The 18,017-nt window shown below is 64.5% G+C and carries 11 protein-coding genes; 4 read left to right on the top strand and 7 right to left on the bottom strand.

Annotation, left to right across the window (positions count from 1 at the left end; genetic code table 11):
• Positions 1-101: 101 nt before the first annotated feature.
• Entirely contained in the window at positions 102-3,806 is a 3,705-nt protein-coding gene (locus tag ACVW1C_RS02015; RefSeq protein WP_456756946.1) for a YhdP family protein, read from the bottom strand.
• 227 nt (positions 3,807-4,033) lie between these two features.
• Between ACVW1C_RS02015 and ACVW1C_RS02020 the strand changes: the two genes are divergently transcribed.
• The gene (locus ACVW1C_RS02020) at positions 4,034-4,768 is read left to right on the top strand and encodes a peroxiredoxin (protein WP_456756947.1); all 735 of its coding nucleotides are present in this window, start codon (positions 4,034-4,036) and stop codon (positions 4,766-4,768) included.
• Positions 4,769-4,867: 99 nt separating this feature from the next.
• Positions 4,868-6,217 (top strand): peptidoglycan DD-metalloendopeptidase family protein, encoded by a 1,350-nt coding sequence (locus tag ACVW1C_RS02025; protein ID WP_456756948.1) that lies wholly within the window; start codon positions 4,868-4,870, stop codon positions 6,215-6,217.
• Positions 6,218-6,310: 93 nt separating this feature from the next.
• Here the strand turns inward: ACVW1C_RS02025 and ACVW1C_RS02030 are convergent, their stop codons facing one another.
• Positions 6,311-7,603 (bottom strand): IS701 family transposase, encoded by a 1,293-nt coding sequence (locus ACVW1C_RS02030; RefSeq protein WP_456756671.1) that lies wholly within the window; start codon positions 7,601-7,603, stop codon positions 6,311-6,313.
• A 184-nt stretch (positions 7,604-7,787) separates the two neighbouring features.
• On the opposite strand from ACVW1C_RS02030, the gene ACVW1C_RS02035 reads away from it, so the two are divergent.
• Positions 7,788-8,342, top strand: a complete 555-nt coding sequence (locus tag ACVW1C_RS02035; protein WP_456756949.1) for a putative immunity protein — start codon at positions 7,788-7,790, stop codon at positions 8,340-8,342.
• A gap of 355 nt (positions 8,343-8,697) precedes the next feature.
• On the opposite strand, the gene ACVW1C_RS02040 is transcribed toward ACVW1C_RS02035, so the two are convergent.
• Positions 8,698-9,933 carry an ABC transporter substrate-binding protein gene (locus ACVW1C_RS02040; protein ID WP_456756950.1) on the bottom strand — a complete coding sequence of 412 codons (1,236 nt, stop codon included), beginning with the start codon at positions 9,931-9,933 and terminating at the stop codon, positions 8,698-8,700.
• Positions 9,934-10,093: 160 nt separating this feature from the next.
• Between ACVW1C_RS02040 and ACVW1C_RS02045 the strand changes: the two genes are divergently transcribed.
• Entirely contained in the window at positions 10,094-12,247 is a 2,154-nt protein-coding gene (locus ACVW1C_RS02045; protein ID WP_456756951.1) for a carbamoyltransferase C-terminal domain-containing protein, read from the top strand.
• Here ACVW1C_RS02045 and ACVW1C_RS02050 read toward each other — a convergent pair.
• The 4 genes from ACVW1C_RS02050 to ACVW1C_RS02065 form a co-directional block, all read right to left on the bottom strand.
• A complete protein-coding gene (locus tag ACVW1C_RS02050) occupies positions 12,207-13,142 on the bottom strand; it encodes a DMT family transporter (protein ID WP_456756952.1) in 936 nt (311 codons plus the stop codon). The genes ACVW1C_RS02045 and ACVW1C_RS02050 overlap by 41 nt on opposite strands.
• 84 nt (positions 13,143-13,226) lie before the next feature.
• Positions 13,227-14,096 (bottom strand): NAD(P)-dependent oxidoreductase, encoded by an 870-nt coding sequence (locus tag ACVW1C_RS02055; protein ID WP_456756953.1) that lies wholly within the window; start codon positions 14,094-14,096, stop codon positions 13,227-13,229.
• A gap of 3 nt (positions 14,097-14,099) precedes the next feature.
• Positions 14,100-15,231 (bottom strand): peptide chain release factor 2 gene (gene prfB, locus ACVW1C_RS02060; protein ID WP_456756954.1). Its coding sequence is split into 2 segments (ribosomal slippage): positions 14,100-15,161 and positions 15,163-15,231, totalling 1,131 coding nucleotides; the frame shifts between segments, so codons are not numbered across the junction.
• A 208-nt stretch (positions 15,232-15,439) separates the two neighbouring features.
• Positions 15,440-17,941, bottom strand: a complete 2,502-nt coding sequence (locus ACVW1C_RS02065) for a penicillin-binding protein 1A (RefSeq protein WP_456756955.1) — start codon at positions 17,939-17,941, stop codon at positions 15,440-15,442.
• Positions 17,942-18,017 lie beyond the last annotated feature (76 nt).

An 18,017-nucleotide genomic window follows, 5' to 3' on the forward strand; every position in this document is an offset into this window, starting at 1 on the left:
CGGGGCGCTGGCGCTAAAGCAACAGCCTGTCGACCATGGTCAAGCGCATATTAGTAGGCGGCGGACGAGAGGAGGCCCGGCAGCTTACCGAACGTCGAGTCCTAATTGTTCGTCGTCGGTAGGTCGTTCGGGCCGTACTGCTTGAACTCGAAGATCTTTCGCGTCAGGCCGGGCGCCAGTGCCGAGATCGGGTTCACGCGCAGCACCGGCTGGCTCGGCGTGCCGACCACTTCATAGGTCACGCCGATCAGGCCTTCATTGCTGCCGGCGCCGAGGAAAATCCCGAAGAACGGGATCTGGCCGAACATGTTGTTCAACCCGTACATCGGAATGAAGGTGCCGTTCATCCGCACCTGGTTGCCGACATAGTCGATGCTGCCTTCGATCGTCGCGCCGATGCTCGGTCCCTTGACCACGCCGTTGCGGATCGAAAGCTGGCCGCTCTGGCGCGTGAACTCGGCGCGCAGCGCGTCGAACCCGATGCCGTTCTGGGTGCTGACCGGCCCGCCGGCGACGGCGCGGTCGAGCTGGGTTTCGCCCTTCACCGAGAAGCCAGTGATGTTGATGAGGCCTTCCCTCGGGCTCGGCTCGGGGATCGGCGGCTCCATCGCCAGCGTGAGCTGGCCGCCGACCACCTTCGAATAGGTGTCGATGAAGCGCAGGAACGCGCCGGCGTCGCCGGTCTGCAGGTAGATCACCTCGCGGCCCTGCTGGCGTCCGCGCATATCGACGCTGACGGGAGTATCGCGGCCGACCCTGCCGCTCAGCGTGAACGCCTTGAAGAACCCGTTGCGGCGCGAGATCTTGGCGTCGACGCCACGCAGCGCTTCACCGTTGAACCCGGCCACCGCGCCGAGCTTCAGATCGACATCGAAATCGGTGGTCTTGGTCTTGCTCTTGGGATCGCTGTCGCGGCCGGAGATCGCCGATTTCAGGAAGCCGCGACCATCGAACACGTCGCCGCGCATCGTCACCTTGATCACGCCGTCGGGACCGCGATCGGCCCGCAGCGATGTCTTGTCGCCGTCCGACGGCGCATAGGTCGGGAAGTTCGCATTCATGAGGTCGCCGTTCTGGTCGACCTCGAGCGCGCCCTTGATCGAGACGCCGCTGCCTTCGATCGAGATATCCTCGAACCGCGTCGACTGCCCCTTCGGCACCACGTTGAAAGTCGCCTTGCCGGCCCTGCCCTGCGCCTTGACCCATCCGGGCAGGATGTTGTCGAGCTTGAGCTGGGTCAGGTCGGCCTCGACGCCCATCTTGGTGGTGGGATTGTCGCCGCTGCCGATCTTGCCGCTCAACTTGATCGGGATCGCGCCCGACACTGCGGGGCCGAGATCAAGCCCCAGGCGCGCGCGGCTCGCGTCATCCAGCGTTGCCTGCAGCTTGACGTCGGCATCACCGTCGGCCGGCTTGCGGTAGTCGAGCGAGGCCGCCTGCCCGTTGATCTTGACGTCGCCCTTGACCTGGAAGCCGGCGTTGCTCGCAATCACCTTCAGCGTGTTGGCCTCGAGCTTCTGGTTCATCACCAGCTTGTCAACGGCAACGCCGGAGATGTCGGCGGTGACGGAATATTGCGTGTCGGCCTTGGTCAGCCCGCCCGTCACCGGCATGCCGAGATTGATCGTGGCCGTGACGTTGCCCTTGCTGGCGTTGGGATCGATCGGCGGACCCGAGAGATCGCTGAGCCGGTCGGATGCGAGGATCTCGGCGGCGGCCGGCACCGGACAGTCGACCCGGAACTTGACCTTCGACGGCGACGGCTTCGGCGCCATGTCGGGCACCTCGAAGGTGAAATCCGACAGCGTGATCTTGCGGCCGGCCGGCGTGTCGGCGATGCCCTGGTTGATGGTCACGGTCGCCGTGCGGCCGGTGACCCTCGCCTTCAGATCCGCATCATGCACCGCAGGCATCTTGTCCACCGGACGCACCGTGACACCCGACGCGACGATGTTGACCGAGAGGCCGTCATCCGGGATCGGCGGTCCCTTGCGCGACAGATTATGTACGGGCGAATTGACGCCGACGTCGATGCGCTGGAGCGTGCCGCGGTCGATCCGCTCGAGCACCCATTCGCGCACCTCGGGCACGATGATGATCGGCCACATCCGTTTCAAGGCGGAGGCCGACATCGGCGTGCCGGCGAAGCCGAGCTGCAGCCGCGGCTCGCCGGAATAGTCGATGCTGCCGGTGCCAGCGACGCCGATCTCGCCATTGGAGATGTCGGCCTGAGTCAGCAGCACCCGCTTCTTCTCGGTGTCGAACCGGAAACCGATGTTGATGCGATTGAAGATCAGCGGCGGTTCATCCTTGTCGGCGCCGGCCAGCACGATGGTGCCGCCGGACAGGCCCGCCTGCCAGTCGGTGACGTTGTCGTTCGGCGGCTCGAGATGGCCGAGCAGCGTGATGCGGTTGGCGCCCGAGACGATCTTGATCGGCGCCAGCAGCACGCGGCGCCCCGAATCCCACTCGACGCTCATCTCGGCCGAATCGACCGGCATCGGGTAGTCGGGCGTATCGGTGTCGATGATGTTACCGGCACCGACATTGATCTTGCCGCGGAAATAGGTCGGCAGGCCGTCGCGGCCGAGTTCGCCCTTCATCTCGCCCGACAGCGGCAGGTCGGCGGTGTAGGTGAGATCCTTGGTCCGCATCGCGAGCAGGATGTTCCGCGTGGGAACCTTGTCGGCCTTGATGTCGACCGAGCGGACGCCGTTCTGCTGCGGTCCAACCAGGACACGCACCGACCAGGGCTTGGCGCCGTCCTCGCCGAAGCTGAGCGCAACCCCGCCGCCGCTCGGGCGGCGCAGGCTCAGGCTGATATTCTCAAAGCTCCATTTGTTGCCGCGCTGCTGGTCGTCGACGACGAGATTGCCGTTCTTCAGGCCGATCTCGTTGAGGTTCTGGCCGTCGAGGCCGGTCAAGCTGAGGCTGTCGAGCCAGTCGAGGCCGGCGAGCAGCCCGCTCTGGGCCGCATCGGGTGCAGACGCCGAGGGCCCGGAGACAACCGGAGGCAAGGCAACCGGAGGCGGCGGCGCAGCGGTCGCCGGCCGCGGGAACGTCGGCGGCAGCCCCGCCTCCCGCTTGGACGCAACGCCGGTGGCGAGCGGTTTTGCGGTGTCGCCGGCGGATACAGTGACATTGCCGTCGGGCGTGATGCGCACCGACAGTTCCGCATCGACCAGATTGAGGCTCTCCGCCCGCAACTGGCCCATCAGCAATGCCGTTCCCGACAAGCGCACTTCGGCTTTCGGCGCGCTGGCAACGATCGCGTGGTCGCGGTCGCGGACGATGATGTCACGGATACGCACCGCGATCCTGATGCGGCCGGCGCGCTCGATCTGCGTTCCGCCGACCTCGACCGTGTTGCCGTGACCGATATTTTCCTCGATCGCCGCGGCAAGCCATGGCGTCGCCATATCGAGATTGATCGGACCGGCGCCGAGCCGCCACCACAATGCGCCGAAGCAGGTCGCGAACATCACGACCAGCACCACGAGCACCAGCCCGATGCGACGGATCCAGCGCTCGCCGTGCAGCCAGCGCTGCATGCCGGAGCAGAAATCGGTGAAACGATGCAGGTTGGGGTTGGAACGCGCCAGCAATTGCCGCGCACGGTTGCCCGCCGCCTCATCCTGCTCGTCCCACGCGGCGTCGTCTTCCCATTGCGAGAAGTCGGTCCCGGCGCGCGGATTTGGACCCTGCGGCGACGTGTTCCTTGCCATTGCCTCTCGGTGCTGACGGCGAAGCTGATCGCCGCCATCGGGGCGCCCGTCGACTGTTATCGAGCGCTCCCTTGCCGGCATCGCCGCCTATCCTCGCCTAATCATGTTACTCGCCGACGGCCCCGGAACGGACCAAACCAACCAATCGAAAGCCAATTCAGCAAGCGGACGGGTAAAGCGTCGAATTCCTTGTCACCATACTCCGTGGCCATCAAACTTGCCCAGCGGCCGATGCGAATCCGGCCGATGCGAATAAGACCCGCAATACCCCAATGGTTGAGCTTCGGAAAGCGACGAAAGGAAGGCGTATGTCCAAGAAAACGCGCAAGAAATCCTCCAACACAACCGGAAAGTGGGTCGCAACAAAGGTTGCGCGCGCCGCAAGCGCAAGCACTGGGAAGTCCGCGACGAAAACCCGCACAACGGTTGCGAAGAAGGCCGCGGCCAAGAAAGCAACAAAGGCAAAGGCCAAGACCACGACAAAGACCGCAGCGGGTGTTCAAGGCAAAGCCTCGCACAAGGCCGCATCGAAACCGTTAAAGCCTGCGCCGGCCGCAACCGTGACCAAGTCGTCCGCCGTCACACTCGCTGAGGGCGCAGCGGCACCGGCGTTTGACCTGCCGCGCGACGGCGGAGGCAGCGTTTCACTGAAGGATTTTGCCGGCAAGAAGCTGGTGCTGTTCTTCTATCCCCGCGCCGACACCCCCGGCTGCACCAGGGAGGCGATCGACTTCACGCGGCTCAAGAATGAGTTCGTGGCTGCAGGTGCCGAGGTGGTCGGCATTTCCGCCGATACGGTTAAGGCGCAGGAGTCATTTCGAGACAAACACCAGCTGTCCGTGCCGCTGGTCTCGGACCCGGCCCATCAGATGCTGGAGGCGTATGGCGCCTGGGGCGAAAAATCCATGTATGGCAGGACCTTCATGGGAATTATTCGCACCACGGTTCTGGTCGATTCCAGTGGAAAAGTCGCGCGGATCTGGCGTCACGTGAAGGTCGACGGCCACGCCGAGGCGGTATTGGAGACCGCCCGATCGCTCTGACCGGAGGGTTCCGTTTCCTGAAAATTAACCATGACGGGCTCAAATCGGCCCCGCAAATTAGCCGTACGGAGCTTGGTCCGACCGGCCGCGGGAGTACCGATGTCGAGCCGGTCCGGTCATCACCAGAAACACCATCATCCGCAAGACCATGGCCGGTCGCCGGCGCGCCGTCCGGTGGCCCAGCATGCCGCACCGACGGCGGCCGCCTCCGGCGAGGGTTATACGCTGGTCCATGCCGGCAAGCAGGTCCGGTTCGGACCGGTGGTATTCTGGATCGCGGTCGGCACCGTGGTCCTGCTGGGCATGTGGTCGGCGGCGACCGCGACGTATTTCGCGTTCCGTGACGACGTCCTGACCCGGCTGATCGCGCGCCAGGCCGAGATGCAATACGCCTATGAGGACCGCATCTCGGAGCTGCGCGCCAAGGTTGACCGCACCACCAGCCGCCAGCTGCTCGATCAGGAACAGTTCGATCAGAAGCTCGACCAGATCATGAAGCGGCAGTCGGCGCTGGAATCGCGCGCCACCGCGCTCGGCGCGATGCCTGATGTTGCGACCACCGGATCGATCAGGCCGCAGGGCCGCGCCGACGCCGCGCCGTCATCCGGCACGCCAAAGCCCTCCCCGATCAGCGACACCGTGATCTTCGTGGCGCCGCCGGATCGCGAGGCGCGGCTGGAATCGCGCGCGCCCCTGATCGCCAAGGCGCAGCCGAACCAGTTCGCCAAGGCCCAGGGCGTCGACAACGTCCTGGTCCGTCTGCAAACCTCGCTCGACCAGGTCGAGCGGCGCCAGGTCGCAGCACTCTCCTCGGTCGAGGACAGCATCGAGTCGCGGGTGCGCCGGATGCGCGGCGTGATCTCCGATCTCGGCCTCAACATGGCGCAGCTCGAAGCCGCGACGCCGCGCTCCGGCATGGGCGGCCCCTATGTGCCGGTGAAGCTCGCGCCCGACGCCGGCGCGTTCGAGCGCCAGCTCTATCGCATCAACATCAACCGCGCGCAGATGCAGCGCCTGAACCAGACGCTGGCGCTGGTGCCTTATCGCAAGCCCGTCGTCGGCGAGGTCGAATTCACCAGCGGCCTCGGCGTTCGCACCGATCCCTTCCTCGGCCGTCCGGCGATGCACACCGGGCTCGACTTCCGCGCCGCGCAGGGCGATCCGGTGCGCGTCACCGCCAACGGCAAGGTGGTGTCTGCGGGCTGGGCCGGCGGCTACGGCCGCATGGTCGAGGTCGATCACGGCAATGGGCTGTCGACCCGCTACGGCCATCTCTCCGAGATCGGTGTCAAGGTCGGTGAATACGTCAAGATCGGCCAGGTGATCGGCGCCGTCGGTTCGACCGGCCGCTCCACCGGTCCGCATCTGCACTATGAGACCCGCATCGACGGCGAAGCGGTCGATCCGCAGAAATTCCTCCGCGCCGGCGTCCGGCTCAGCGCGGGCTAGCACTACTTTGGCAGAATGTGTTTGCGCCACTGTTTTTCACGGATTTTCTTTCGGCAATATGGGCACTGCTGAGGCGGGGGTCGAAGGATGAGATCAACGATGGCGTGACGTACGGCGGGCATGGTTGGCTGAGGCGGAGGCCCGTTGATTCTTTTTTTTCCGCCCCGCGTATGCGAGGCGACGATGTTGCAGGAAGGCGTAAGCAATCATTGTCATCAGGGCATGGCGATGAAGACCCTGCCAGGATCGCCCTTCGAAGTGATCAAGTCCGAGCTCCTCCTTCAACTGCTGATGCGCCTGCTCACAAATCCATCTTGCCTTAATGGTGGCGGCCAGTGTGCGCAGATCCGTCGTCGCAGGGAGATTGGCGAGATAGTATTTCTTTTCCCCCGAGGCACGTTGCTCGCCAATGAGCCAAGCTTCGTCGCCCGGGAGATGCTGCTGACCCTTATCCCATATCCGCTGCGGAGGGCCGTCGGCGGTGCGGACACGGAGAGCAGCAAATCGGGCTTTCAGCCGACCTTTCGTCCCGCTGCGCCAACTCACGGCTTTCCATTTGGCGCTGGCCAACATTTGTTCTGCCGCAATCGATAAGATATCGGGCACGTGGTGCTTTCGTGGTTTCCCGCGGACTTTGGTAATCGGCCAAATGAGCTTCACGTCGACCGGATACACCTTCAGGTGCCGAGGGATGCCGACAGCCCAGGCCAGCCCGCGCTCTGTTAGCCCTTGTCGAAATGGTGCGCTAAGTCCGTATCCTGCATCCGCCAGCACACATCCGAAGCGCACGTTGGCTGCCATCGCGCGGTCAATCTCGGCCAACGCAATTTCCGGCTTGGACCGTGGCGTTCGGTGTTCGACTGGCACGCGAGCGCGCTTCAAACGAGATACGTCGCTTGTCCAACTGTCAGGCAGAAAGAGACGTAACGCGACCATCACTGGCACTTCGCCGCGCGCAAGCGTCAAAGACACCAGCGTTTGGCAATTTGCCGTTTTGCCGAGAGCCGATGCGTATTGAGGCGCAACACCAACCGAGCGTTCGCCCTTCTTCGGCAGTGAGGTGTCATCAATAACCAGCACCGCGTCCCTGCCGCCGACAAGTCGGTCCGCCTGGTTGAGCAACTCCGTCTCCAGCGGCGTCGCGTCCCAGACACCGTCCGCAATGAAATGGTGCAGCTGATCGTAGTTGCCCGAGGCAAGGCGCTCCGCCATCGGCTGAACGCTCTTGCGATCGCCAGGACCGATTAGTCCCGCAACATACAGAGGACACATCCGCTGCCGAGTCTTATGACCCAGCCGGTCCAAGAACGGCATCAGCCAACGTTCGAGTTCGTCTTCCCATCCCGCCATGGTCAGCCCTCCAAGAGCCGACCACCCATGAATCATTGAAAAATTGATTCGGGAATCCTATAAAGCAAGGCAAAACCGACATTCTGCCAAAGTAGTGCTAGGCCGTGAACTCATAAATCGGGAACGAACGAGATTGGGGAGACTGTCGGCTTTTGGGTCACGTCGACCGCAAAGCGGTCATATTTGACGGAATGGTTGAGTTTCATCCTTAGAGTCTGAGATGGTGAAATCTTCGCAGGCGCTGAGCGAATCCGACCGGCGACTTGTCGCTGCATGGGCGGCCGACTGTGCTGAACGAGTTCTGCGGATTTTTGAAGCTGAAAGGCCGACTGACGGTCGCCCTCGCGCTGCTATCGCCCGGACCCGAGCGTACTCCCGCGGGGAGTTGGATACCGCCGTGGAAATTCGCCAACGGTTTATGGGCGGCGGCGCTGCTAAAGAGGTGAAGTCTCCCGCAGCCGCTGCCGCCGCCAGAGCTGCCGGTCAAGCCGCAGCCGTTTGCCACATGGGTGCACACGCCTTGGGCGCCGCAGCATATGCAGTTAAGGCCGCCAGCTTAGCGTCTCCCGATCGGCCAGGAGCCGCCGATGACGAGGTTCGCTGGCAGCTCATGCACATGAAAGCGGAGGTGCGGACTGCACTGCGAGCGCTTCCACGTGTAGGCGAAGACCGTTCGGGTCCCTTAGGGCCGGGGCTCCTCGCCTCAGGCCAACTAGGCATCATAATCCGTGACCTTCAGGCCGCCCTTTCCCTGCCGGACCAAAAGCCAGATTGAGCAAACGGGCGGGCCGCCCCCTCGGGGCCGAATGGTCCGCTGGGCGAGCCGAAGCCGCCCGGACCATGGGTGCGATCGGCACCCGACTTTCCATCCGCCCTCTGTTCAATGAGAGGGCGGAACGAAATACAAAACCCGGACAGATTATGCCGCGAGAATGGGGAAGTGTGCTCACATGCAGCGCAACCAAATTCAGCGTCGTCCTTGCCAAGGCAGGGACCTATAACCACGAACGCTGATTGTTGCACGATGCTGCAACGACGAGTCCTTCAACAACATCCGCCGCGGCGTATGGGTCCCTGCTTCCGCAAGGACGACAGTGGTATTGCGGCGCAAGCAGCGCCTCCGTAACCGCCTACCGCGTCGCGTCGTGTCCGACCTCACCCGTGATGACGTCGCCGAACAGCTCCCAAGCCTCGCCGTTGAACCGCATCAATTGCATCTGCTCGATCGGGTAGTAGTCGTCCGCCGAGGTGTTGACCATGATGCCCGGCAGCAGCAGGTCGGAGTGAAAGTTCTTCAAATTGGCGGCCTGCTTCATGACGTTCTCGCGCGTGAGATTGTCGCCGCATTGCTTCAGCACCTGCACCATGGCCTCCGACTGCACATAGCCATAGACGTTGTTGAAATTGGCCTTGTCCCCCTCAGGATAGTATTTGTCCATAAAGCCGCGCCACTTCACGACCGCGGGGTCCTTGTCCCAGGTTGGGTCGGTCGGATCCTTCAGGTATTGGGTCGAGATGATGCCCTTGGCATATTCGAGCCCCGCCGGCTTCAGCACCGAGGCGACCGTTGTCGCGGTGTTGGCGAGGAAGAACTTCGGCCTCCAGCCGAGCTCGCCCACTTTGCGGATCGCCTGCGCCGATCCCTTCGGCGCCGCCCAGGAGAAGAAGATGTCGGCGCCGGAATCGTGCAGCGCGACGATCTGCGAATCGATCGAGGGATCGGAGACCTCGTAGGACTTGTCGGCGATGATCATGCCCGCCCTGTCGCCGAGCCCGTCCTTCAGGCCCTTGAACTGATCCTTGCCGGCGTCGTCATTCTGCCAGAACACCGCGATCTTGCTGTCGGGGTATTTGTCGCGAATGTATTTCGCATAGATGCGTCCCTCGCTCTGGTAGTTGGGCTGAAAGCCCATCGTCCAGGGGAAGTTCTTGGGATCTCCGAATTTCGTGCCGCCGGACGCAACGAACAATTGCGGCACCTTCTTGGCGTTCATGTATTTCATGATTGCCGAATTCGACGGCGTGCCGAGTGCCTGGAAGATCAGCAGCACCTCGTCGCTCTCGACCAGCTTGCGCGCCTGCTCGATCGCTTTCGGCGGCGAATAGGCATCGTCGTAGCTGATGAAGGTGATCTTGCGGCCGTTGATGCCGCCCTGCTCGTTGATCATCTTGAAGAACGCGGCCTCGGTCTTGCCGATCACGCCGTAGGACGACGCCGGGCCGCTATACGGCATGATGTTGCCGATCTTGATTTCGCCATCACTTGCGCCGGGATCGTATTTCTTCTGCGCTGTGGCCGAGGTCGCGATCAATGCGGCACTTGCGAAGGCCACGATCGCGCCAATATATCCAGAACGAGCCGGCATCGTTTTCTCCCCGATTTTTGTCGTTGGTTTTGACGGCAAGTCTCGCAAGAGACGCATGTGCTGGCAAGCGCTGGGTTTTTCCGTTGGGCGAAACGGCATTGTTGCCTGGCGCTATTTATGATTGAAGTCGACGTGGGGATCACGAGTCGAGGCGTTCTGATTGCGCAAACCGGACATTCGTACCGGTCCGCGGCATCCGCGTATTGCGGCCGCGGGCTATGAGATCACGCGCCGCCTCAGTGAACGTGCATTGGCGAAGCGTGGCCTGCACAAGGCCAATGGCGAGTTCGCGCAGCGCACGATCGCTTCGATTCGCGAAAAACTACAGCGCGGCGAGACCGTGTACATCGCCGGCCTCGCCTGCCCCGGCACGCACAACACCGGCGTCGCGCTGGTCGAGGTCACACAGAAGGACGGACCGCGCCTGATCGTCAACAACGAGGAAGAGCGCTTTTCCGGCAACAAACACACCAACGAGTTTCCGCAACACGCGCTCGACGACATGCGCAAGGTGTTGCAGCGGATGGGCCGCGACGTCGGCGACATCGCGGCCTTCGTCACCACCTGGGATTATCCGGCGCTGATGGCGATGCTGATCCGCACCTCGCTCGAGGAAGCGCCGGCCAGCATCAAATTGCTCCGCGCGCCGATCGCGCCGGCGATCAACCTGCGCCAGATGGACCAGGTGCGGCGCATCGCGCGCAGGCTCGGCACGATGTACGGGCTTGGCGAACAGCTGCCGCTGATCTGCATGCCGCATCATGACAATCACGCCTGGTACTCGTTCACCGCATCGCCGTTCGCCGATGTGCGCGAGCGTGTCGCGATTGCGGTGCTCGACGGAACCGGCGACGTCGGCTCGATTTCGCTCTATGTCGCCGACAACGGCGAGATGAAGCGGCTCCATTGCAACGAGAGCCTGTTCGACTCGCTCGGCGCCTTCTACACCGTGATCTCGTCAAGCCAGGGCGGCTGGACCTGGCTCTCCAGCGAGGGCCGCTACATGGGCGCCGCCGCCTGGGGCGACATGAACCGCGCCACCAATCCATACTATCAACGCCTGAAGGCGGTGCTGCAACTCGGGCGCAATGGCAGCGTGCAGCTCAATCGCGCGATGGCCAATTGGTACGCCGACCCCGCCGATAATCCCTATCATCAACCGCTGATCGATATTCTCGGCCCGCCGCTGCGGCCCGACCAGCTCTGGAATCCCGACGCCGTGCTGCGCGTCGAGGACATCAATCACCGCGCCGACACCAAGGACCGCGTCGACAAGGCCGCCGCCACGCAATTGGTGTTCGAGGACGCGATGATCCACGTCATCGATCATCTGCTGCGCATCACCGGCACCGACCGCCTGGTGTTGACCGGCGGCGTGGCGCTGAACGCGCTCGGCAACATGCGGCTGCTCGAGCACTTTGACGAGGCCTGGTTCGAACGCGTGCAGCAGCGCAAGACACGCCTGCATATGTGGGTGCCGCCGGTGCCCGGCGATCCCGGCGTGCCGATCGGCGCGGCCTGGCTGTTCGCGCATATGGCGGGCGCACCGCGCGGTGCGCCGCTGTCGCACGCATTCTATTGCGGCCTGCCGCCCTCGAACGCCGACATCACCGCGGCGCTGCGCGCCGACGATATCGCCTCGACCGAGATCGGCAATGTCGCGACATCAGAAGGACGCGATGCGGTCGCCGATCTGATGGCCAGCATGGTGGCGCAAGGCGGCGTGATCGCGATCTATCAGGGCGCGGCCGAGACCGGGCCGCGTGCGCTCGGCCATCGCTCGATCCTCGCCAACCCCTGCGATCCCGAGGTGCGCGAGCGGCTCAACGAGCGCGTCAAGTACCGCGAGGCGATCCGCCCGCTGGCGCCGATGGCGACCCTGCAAGCCGCGCGCGACTATTTCGAGCTGGAAGACGGCGCGTCCGACGACGACTACAACGCCTACAACTACATGGTGCTCACGGCGCATTCGAAGCCGGAGGCGCGCGCGAAGATTCCCGCCGTGGTGCATGCCGACGGCACCGGCCGCATCCAGATCGTGCGCGAGGCCGACGATCCCCTCACCTACGCTTACCTGAAGGCGCTCGGCCGCCATATCGGCGTCGAGATGTCGGTCAACACGTCGTTCAACGTCGCGGGCCCGATCGCGCAGACGCCGGCGCAGGCGATGGACACGCTGCGCCGCTCCAGGGGGCTCGATGCCGTGGTGCTCGTCGCCGACGACGGCACCGCCTATGCCGCCTGGCACGGCGGCGAGCGCGACAGCGGTCGCTTCACCGGCTGGTATGCGGCGTGGAAACAGGCGCGCGGCTGAACCAAGTCAAGACGCGCCCGTCGATCAGGAGCAGCGCGCTCGCGATCACCAGCGCGCCGATCACCTCGCGCGGCGCGACCGGCTCGCCGAGCACGAGATATCCGAGCAGCATCGCGGTGACCGGAAGCAGCAGCGTCACCAGCATCACATTGGTCGCGCCGGATCGCTGCAGGATCTGAAAGAACACGATGTAGGCCAGCGCCGTCGACAGCGCCGCGAGCCCGAGCACGGCGAGCCACGTGGTCGGATGCGGCATCGGCAGCAGCCAGGGTCGTTCGGCCACACCGGCGACGACCGCCATCATCACGCTGGAGGCCAGCATCTGGAACGTCGCCGTGCCCAGCGGCGGCACGCGCTGCGGCAGCCGTCGCCCGACCAGCGCCGCGATGCCGTAGCTGAAGGCGCCGGCGAGGCACAGCAGGATGCCGATGCCCTGCCTGCTCTCGAAGCCGAGCGCATCACCATGCAGGATCGCGACCCCGATCAGCCCGACCACCACGCCGGCCACGCGGCGCGCCTGCAGCCGCTCCTCGCCGGCCACCGCCATCACGACCACCGCAAACAGCGGCGTCGTCGCATTGAGGATCGAGGCCAGCCCGCTCGGAACATAGGTCTGCCCGAACACGATCAGCGAGAACGGCAGCGCGTTGTTGAACAGCCCCATCGCGGCGAACGGCGCCCAGCCGGCAAGGCCACGCGGGAATTCGATCTTCCGGGCCCGCAGCAGCGGCAACAGGATGAGCGCGCCGAGCACGACGCGCAGCAGCACCAGGGTCAGCGGCGGCAATTCGCGCAGGATCACGCCGTTGAAGAAGAACGAGCCGCCCCACAGCACCGACAGAAAGCCGAGCAGCCCCCAGTCGCGGCGATCGATCCTGTTGTCGGCGGAAGGCATGGCGGGCACTCATCTGCGCTAGCGAAGATGCCTAGCTGGGCGCGGAGGCGACGGCCACCCGATTTCCGTGAATGGCGGCTCTGCCTATTTCGGCCGCGACACGATTTCGATCATCTGGCCTTCGTCGGCATCGGGCGCATGGGCCTTGGCCTTGTCGTAGACGGTGAGCGCGGCGCGGCTCACCGGCACACCCGGCAGCAATGTCTCGGCAAGCCGCACGGCGTAGTCGGCATCCTTGTGGCGCAGCGCCGCCGTGAACGACGCACCGGAGAAGTCGCGGTCGATCATCCGCTTGCTATGGCGGATCACCTGCGGGCTCGCGATCGCACCGGTCGCCAACGCCTCGGCCACCAATTTCATGTCGAGGCCGGCCTGCTCGGCGATCGCGACGCCTTCGGCGAGGCTTGCGATCTGCACCGCACCGATCAGATTATTGATCAGCTTGAACACGGTGCCGGTGCCGACCGCGCCGAAATGACGGATCGTGCTGCCGATCGGCGCCAGGAACGGCCGTGCCTTCTCGAGATCAGCGGCATCAGCGCCCACCAGCAACGTCAGCTTGCCCGCGGCCGCTGCTTCGGGGAGCCCGGTGACCGGACAATCGATATAGATGAGGCCGCGGCTGTGCAGTTCGCGCGCCATATCGAGCGTGTGCTGATACGAGACCGTGGAACATTCGATCGCGAGCGTGCCGGCCTTCATGGTGGCCGCGGCGCCGTCCCGGGTCAGCCAGACGGCGCGCGATGCCTCGTCGTCGGCGACCATGGTCACGACCGCATCGGCGTCGATCGCGGCGTCCTCCGGCGAGGTCGCCCACAGCGCGCCGCGGGCGATCAAATCGTCGGCCTTGGCCTTGCTCCGGTTCCACACCGCGACGGTGAAGCCGGCATCGAGGTAACGGCCGGCCATGCCGTGGCCCATGCGTCCCAATCCGATGAAAGCGACGCGCGGCATGGGCTAATCCACGTCCTCGACGGTGCCGGGCCCGGTGCCGAAGGCACGCTGCGCCAAGGTCGCCGCCATGAACTCATCGAGATCGCCGTCGAGCACCCCCGAGGTGTCGGAGGTCTGCACACCGGTGCGCAAATCCTTCACCATCTGGTAGGGCTGCAGCACATAGGAGCGGATCTGGTGACCCCAGCCGATCTCGGTCTTGGCGGCCTGGTCGGCAGCGGCCTGCTCCTCGCGCTTCTTCAGCTCCATCTCGTAGAGCCGCGCGCGCAGCATGTCCCAGGCCTGCGCCCGGTTCTTGTGCTGGGAGCGGCCGGCCTGGCAGACCACCGCGATGCCGGTCGGGATGTGCGTCAGGCGCACCGCCGACTCGGTCTTGTTGACGTGCTGACCGCCGGCGCCGCCCGACCGCATGGTGTCGGTGCGGACATCGGACTCCTTGATCTCGATCTTGATGCTGTCGTCGATCACCGGGAAAATCTGCACCGACGAGAACGACGTGTGCCGCCGCGCGTTGGAATCGAACGGCGAGATGCGCACCAGGCGATGCACGCCGGCCTCGGTCTTCAGCCAGCCATAGGCATTGTGGCCGGATATCTGGATCGTGGCGGACTTGATGCCGGCCTCTTCACCCTGGGACTCCTCGAGGAACTCGATCTTGAAGCCGTGCTTCTCCGCCCAGCGCGTGTACATGCGCAGCAGCATCTGAGCCCAGTCCTGGCTCTCGGTGCCGCCGGCGCCGGCATGGACTTCGAGGTAGGAATCGAACTTGTCGGCCTCGCCCGAGAGCAGCGCTTCCAGCTCGCGCCGCGCGACCTCCTTCTTGAGGTCCTTGAGCGCCTTCTCCGCCTCGGCGACCACGGCCGCATCGTTCTCGGCCTCGCCGAGCTCGATCATGCCGATATTGTCCTCGAGCTCGCGCTCGACCTTGCCGATGCCAGAGAGCGCGTCCTCCAGCGAGGTGCGCTCCTGCATCAGCCGCTGGGCCTTCTGGGGGTCGTTCCAGAGATTGGGGTCTTCAGCGAGCTTGTTCAGCTCAGCGAGGCGTGCCGTCGATTGTTCGACGTCAAAGATGCCTCCTCAGCAGCCCGACTGACTGCTTGATCTCTTCAACAAGGCGTTCGATTTCCGCGCGCATGGTCTTTCAGGTGTTGGTGAAAAAGCTTGCCGGGGATGTAGCGACCGGCGCGGCAAAGCGCAATCGGCTTGGCCGCGCTATCCCGGCGATTTGGATCGGCCAACCGCTAGAGCCATTTCCGTTCCGATTTGATCGGAACGGGGCTCTACGTTTTTGTTTTGACGCGTTTTCTTCACACGAACCGGCATCCACTTCGCTTGAAAACGCTCTAATACAGCCCCCCGGTTCCCGGCCGCATGAAGAAGCCGCCATCCGGCTGTCCGCCACTCTGCGATGGCTGCGGACCAGGTGCCGGGCCGCGGCCATCGACATCGGCGACACCGATCACCGAGTAATTGTCCGGCGGCGCGGTGCCCGGCTTGAAGGCTTCGAGAATGGTGTTGCCGCTATCGCCCGGGCCGGCCCGCATGCCGGTCTTGGCGTCGACGCGGATCAGCTTGATGCCGGCCGGGACCTTGAACGGGGTCGGCGGCTTGTCGGCGAGCGCAAGCTTGAGGAAGTCGCGCGCGATCGGCGCCGCCACGTGACCGCCGGTGGCGGTACGGCCGAGATTGCGCGGCTTGTCGTAGCCCATGTAGACGCCGACCGCGAGGTCCGGCGAGAAGCCGACGAACCAGACGTCCTTCTCGTCGTTGGTGGTGCCGGTCTTGCCGGCGATCGGCTTGCCGACCTCCTTCACGACGGTCGCGGTGCCGCGCTGGACCACGCCTTCCATCATCTCGGTGATCTGGTAGGCGGTCATCGAATCGAGCACCTGCTCGCGGCGGTCGACGAGCTGCGGCTCCGGCTGGTTCTTCCAGCCGCCCGGCGCGTCGCAGCCGCGGCATTCGCGGGTGTCGTGCTTGAAGATGGTATGGCCGTAGCGGTCCTGGATGCGATCGATCAACGTCGGCTTCACGCGACGGCCGCCATTGGCGAACATCGAATACGCGGTGACCATGCGCATGACGGTCGTTTCACCGGCACCCAGCGCGTACGACAGATAGTTCGGCAATTCGTCATAGACGCCGAAGCGTTTTGCATACTCGCCGACCAGCGGCATGCCGATGTCCTGCGCGAGCCGCACCGTCACCGTGTTGAGCGAGCGCTGTAGCGCGTTGCGCAGCGTGGTCGGGCCGTAATATTTGCCGGTCGAATAGTTCTCCGGACGCCACACACCGGCGCCCTGCCCCTGATCGATCTCGATCGGCGCGTCGATCACGGTGGTCGACGGCGTATAGCCGTTGTCCAGCGCCGACGAGTACACGATCGGCTTGAACGACGATCCGGGCTGCCGGTAGGCCTGCGTCGCGCGGTTAAACTGGCTCTGGTCGAACGAGAATCCGCCGACCATCGCGAGCACGCGGCCGGTCCACGGATCCATCGCCACCATGGCGCCCGAGACCTCAGGCAATTGCCGCAGACGATACTGGCCTTCGACGGCGCTACCGTCCTTGGTCACCAGCGGGTCGGCATAGATCACGTCGCCGGGCTGCAGCACCTGCGAGACCGCGGTCGGCGCCTTGCCCTTGGTCTTGGCCCAGCGCACGCCGTCCATCGTGATGATGCCGGTCTGCCGTTCCTTGCTGACCGCGCCGCCGAGCTCGCGGCCGGGCTGGAAGCCGATCCGCGCCGACTGATCGCTGGTCTCGAGCACGACCGCCATCCGCCACGGCGAGATGTCGGAGAGCGATTTGACGTCGGCAAGCTTGACGCCCCAGTCGCCGGACACGTCGAGCTTCTGCAGCGCGCCGCGCCAGCCCTGCGCCTCGTCGTAGTTGACGAGGCCGGCGACCATGGTCTTGCGCGCCATCACCTGGATCTTGGGATCAAGCGTGGTGCGGACCGACAGGCCACCCTCGTAAAGCTTCTTTTCGCCGTAGCGCTCGAAGATGTCGCGGCGGACTTCCTCGGCGAAATATTCGCCGGCGAAGATATGCGCGCCGTTCGAGCGGCTGGTGACGTTGAGCGGGTCCTTGCGCGCCTTGTCGGCGTCGGCCTGCTTGATCCAGCCGTTCTCCAGCAGGCGGTCGATCACATAGTTGCGGCGCTCGATCGCGCGGTCACGGTTGCGGACCGGATGCAGCGCGGCCGGCGCCTTCGGCAGCGAGGCGAGATAGGACGCTTCGGCTATCGTCAACTCGTTGACCGACTTGTCGAAGTAGACCAGTGACGCCGCCGCGATGCCGTAGGCGCCTAGCCCGAGATAGATTTCGTTCAAATAGAGCTCGAGGATGCGGTCCTTCGAATAGGCGCGCTCGATGCGCATCGCCAGCAGGGCTTCCTTGATCTTGCGCGCGAACGAGACCTCGTTCGTCAGCAGGAAGTTCTTGGCGACCTGCTGGGTGATGGTCGAGGCACCCTGCGGGCGGCGGTTGGAGCCGTAGTTCTGCGCGTAGAGGATCGCAGCGCGCGCCATGCCCTGATAGTCGATGCCGCCGTGCTCGTAGAAGTTCTTGTCTTCGGCGGCGAGGAACGCGTTGATCACGAGTTTCGGCACCGCCTGGATCGGCAGATAGAGCCGGCGCTCCTTGGAGTATTCGCCGAGCAGCGCGCCGTCGGCGGCGTGCACCCGGGTCATCACCGGCGGCTCGTAGTCCTGGAGCTGCGAGTAGTCGGGCAGATCCTTGGAGAAATGCCAGATGGCGCCAGCGACGGCGGCGACACCGACCAGGAACACGACGGTTCCGGCGGCGAACAAGAAACCCAAGAACCGCACGAGCAGGCGCATTATCGACGTTCCGTTCCTACCCTCCGGCGCTTCAATCGTCAGAAGCGCCTGTCCAAAAGTGCGAAGCCTCACACAA

It is taken from the genome of Bradyrhizobium sp. USDA 4011 (assembly GCF_054063415.1).

Bases quoted from the DNA above. Each gene is read 5' to 3' on its own strand.
- ACVW1C_RS02015 (WP_456756946.1), bottom strand. From the start codon at position 3,806: ATGCCGGCAAGGGAGCGCTCGATAACAGTCGACGGGCGCCCCGATGGC.
- ACVW1C_RS02020 (WP_456756947.1), top strand. From the start codon at position 4,034: ATGTCCAAGAAAACGCGCAAGAAATCCTCCAACACAACCGGAAAGTGG.
- ACVW1C_RS02025 (WP_456756948.1), top strand. From the start codon at position 4,868: ATGTCGAGCCGGTCCGGTCATCACCAGAAACACCATCATCCGCAAGAC.
- ACVW1C_RS02030 (WP_456756671.1), bottom strand. From the start codon at position 7,603: ATGATTCATGGGTGGTCGGCTCTTGGAGGGCTGACCATGGCGGGATGG.
- ACVW1C_RS02035 (WP_456756949.1), top strand. From the start codon at position 7,788: ATGGTGAAATCTTCGCAGGCGCTGAGCGAATCCGACCGGCGACTTGTC.
- ACVW1C_RS02040 (WP_456756950.1), bottom strand. From the start codon at position 9,933: ATGCCGGCTCGTTCTGGATATATTGGCGCGATCGTGGCCTTCGCAAGT.
- ACVW1C_RS02050 (WP_456756952.1), bottom strand. From the start codon at position 13,142: ATGCCTTCCGCCGACAACAGGATCGATCGCCGCGACTGGGGGCTGCTC.
- ACVW1C_RS02055 (WP_456756953.1), bottom strand. From the start codon at position 14,096: ATGCCGCGCGTCGCTTTCATCGGATTGGGACGCATGGGCCACGGCATG.
- ACVW1C_RS02065 (WP_456756955.1), bottom strand. From the start codon at position 17,941: ATGCGCCTGCTCGTGCGGTTCTTGGGTTTCTTGTTCGCCGCCGGAACC.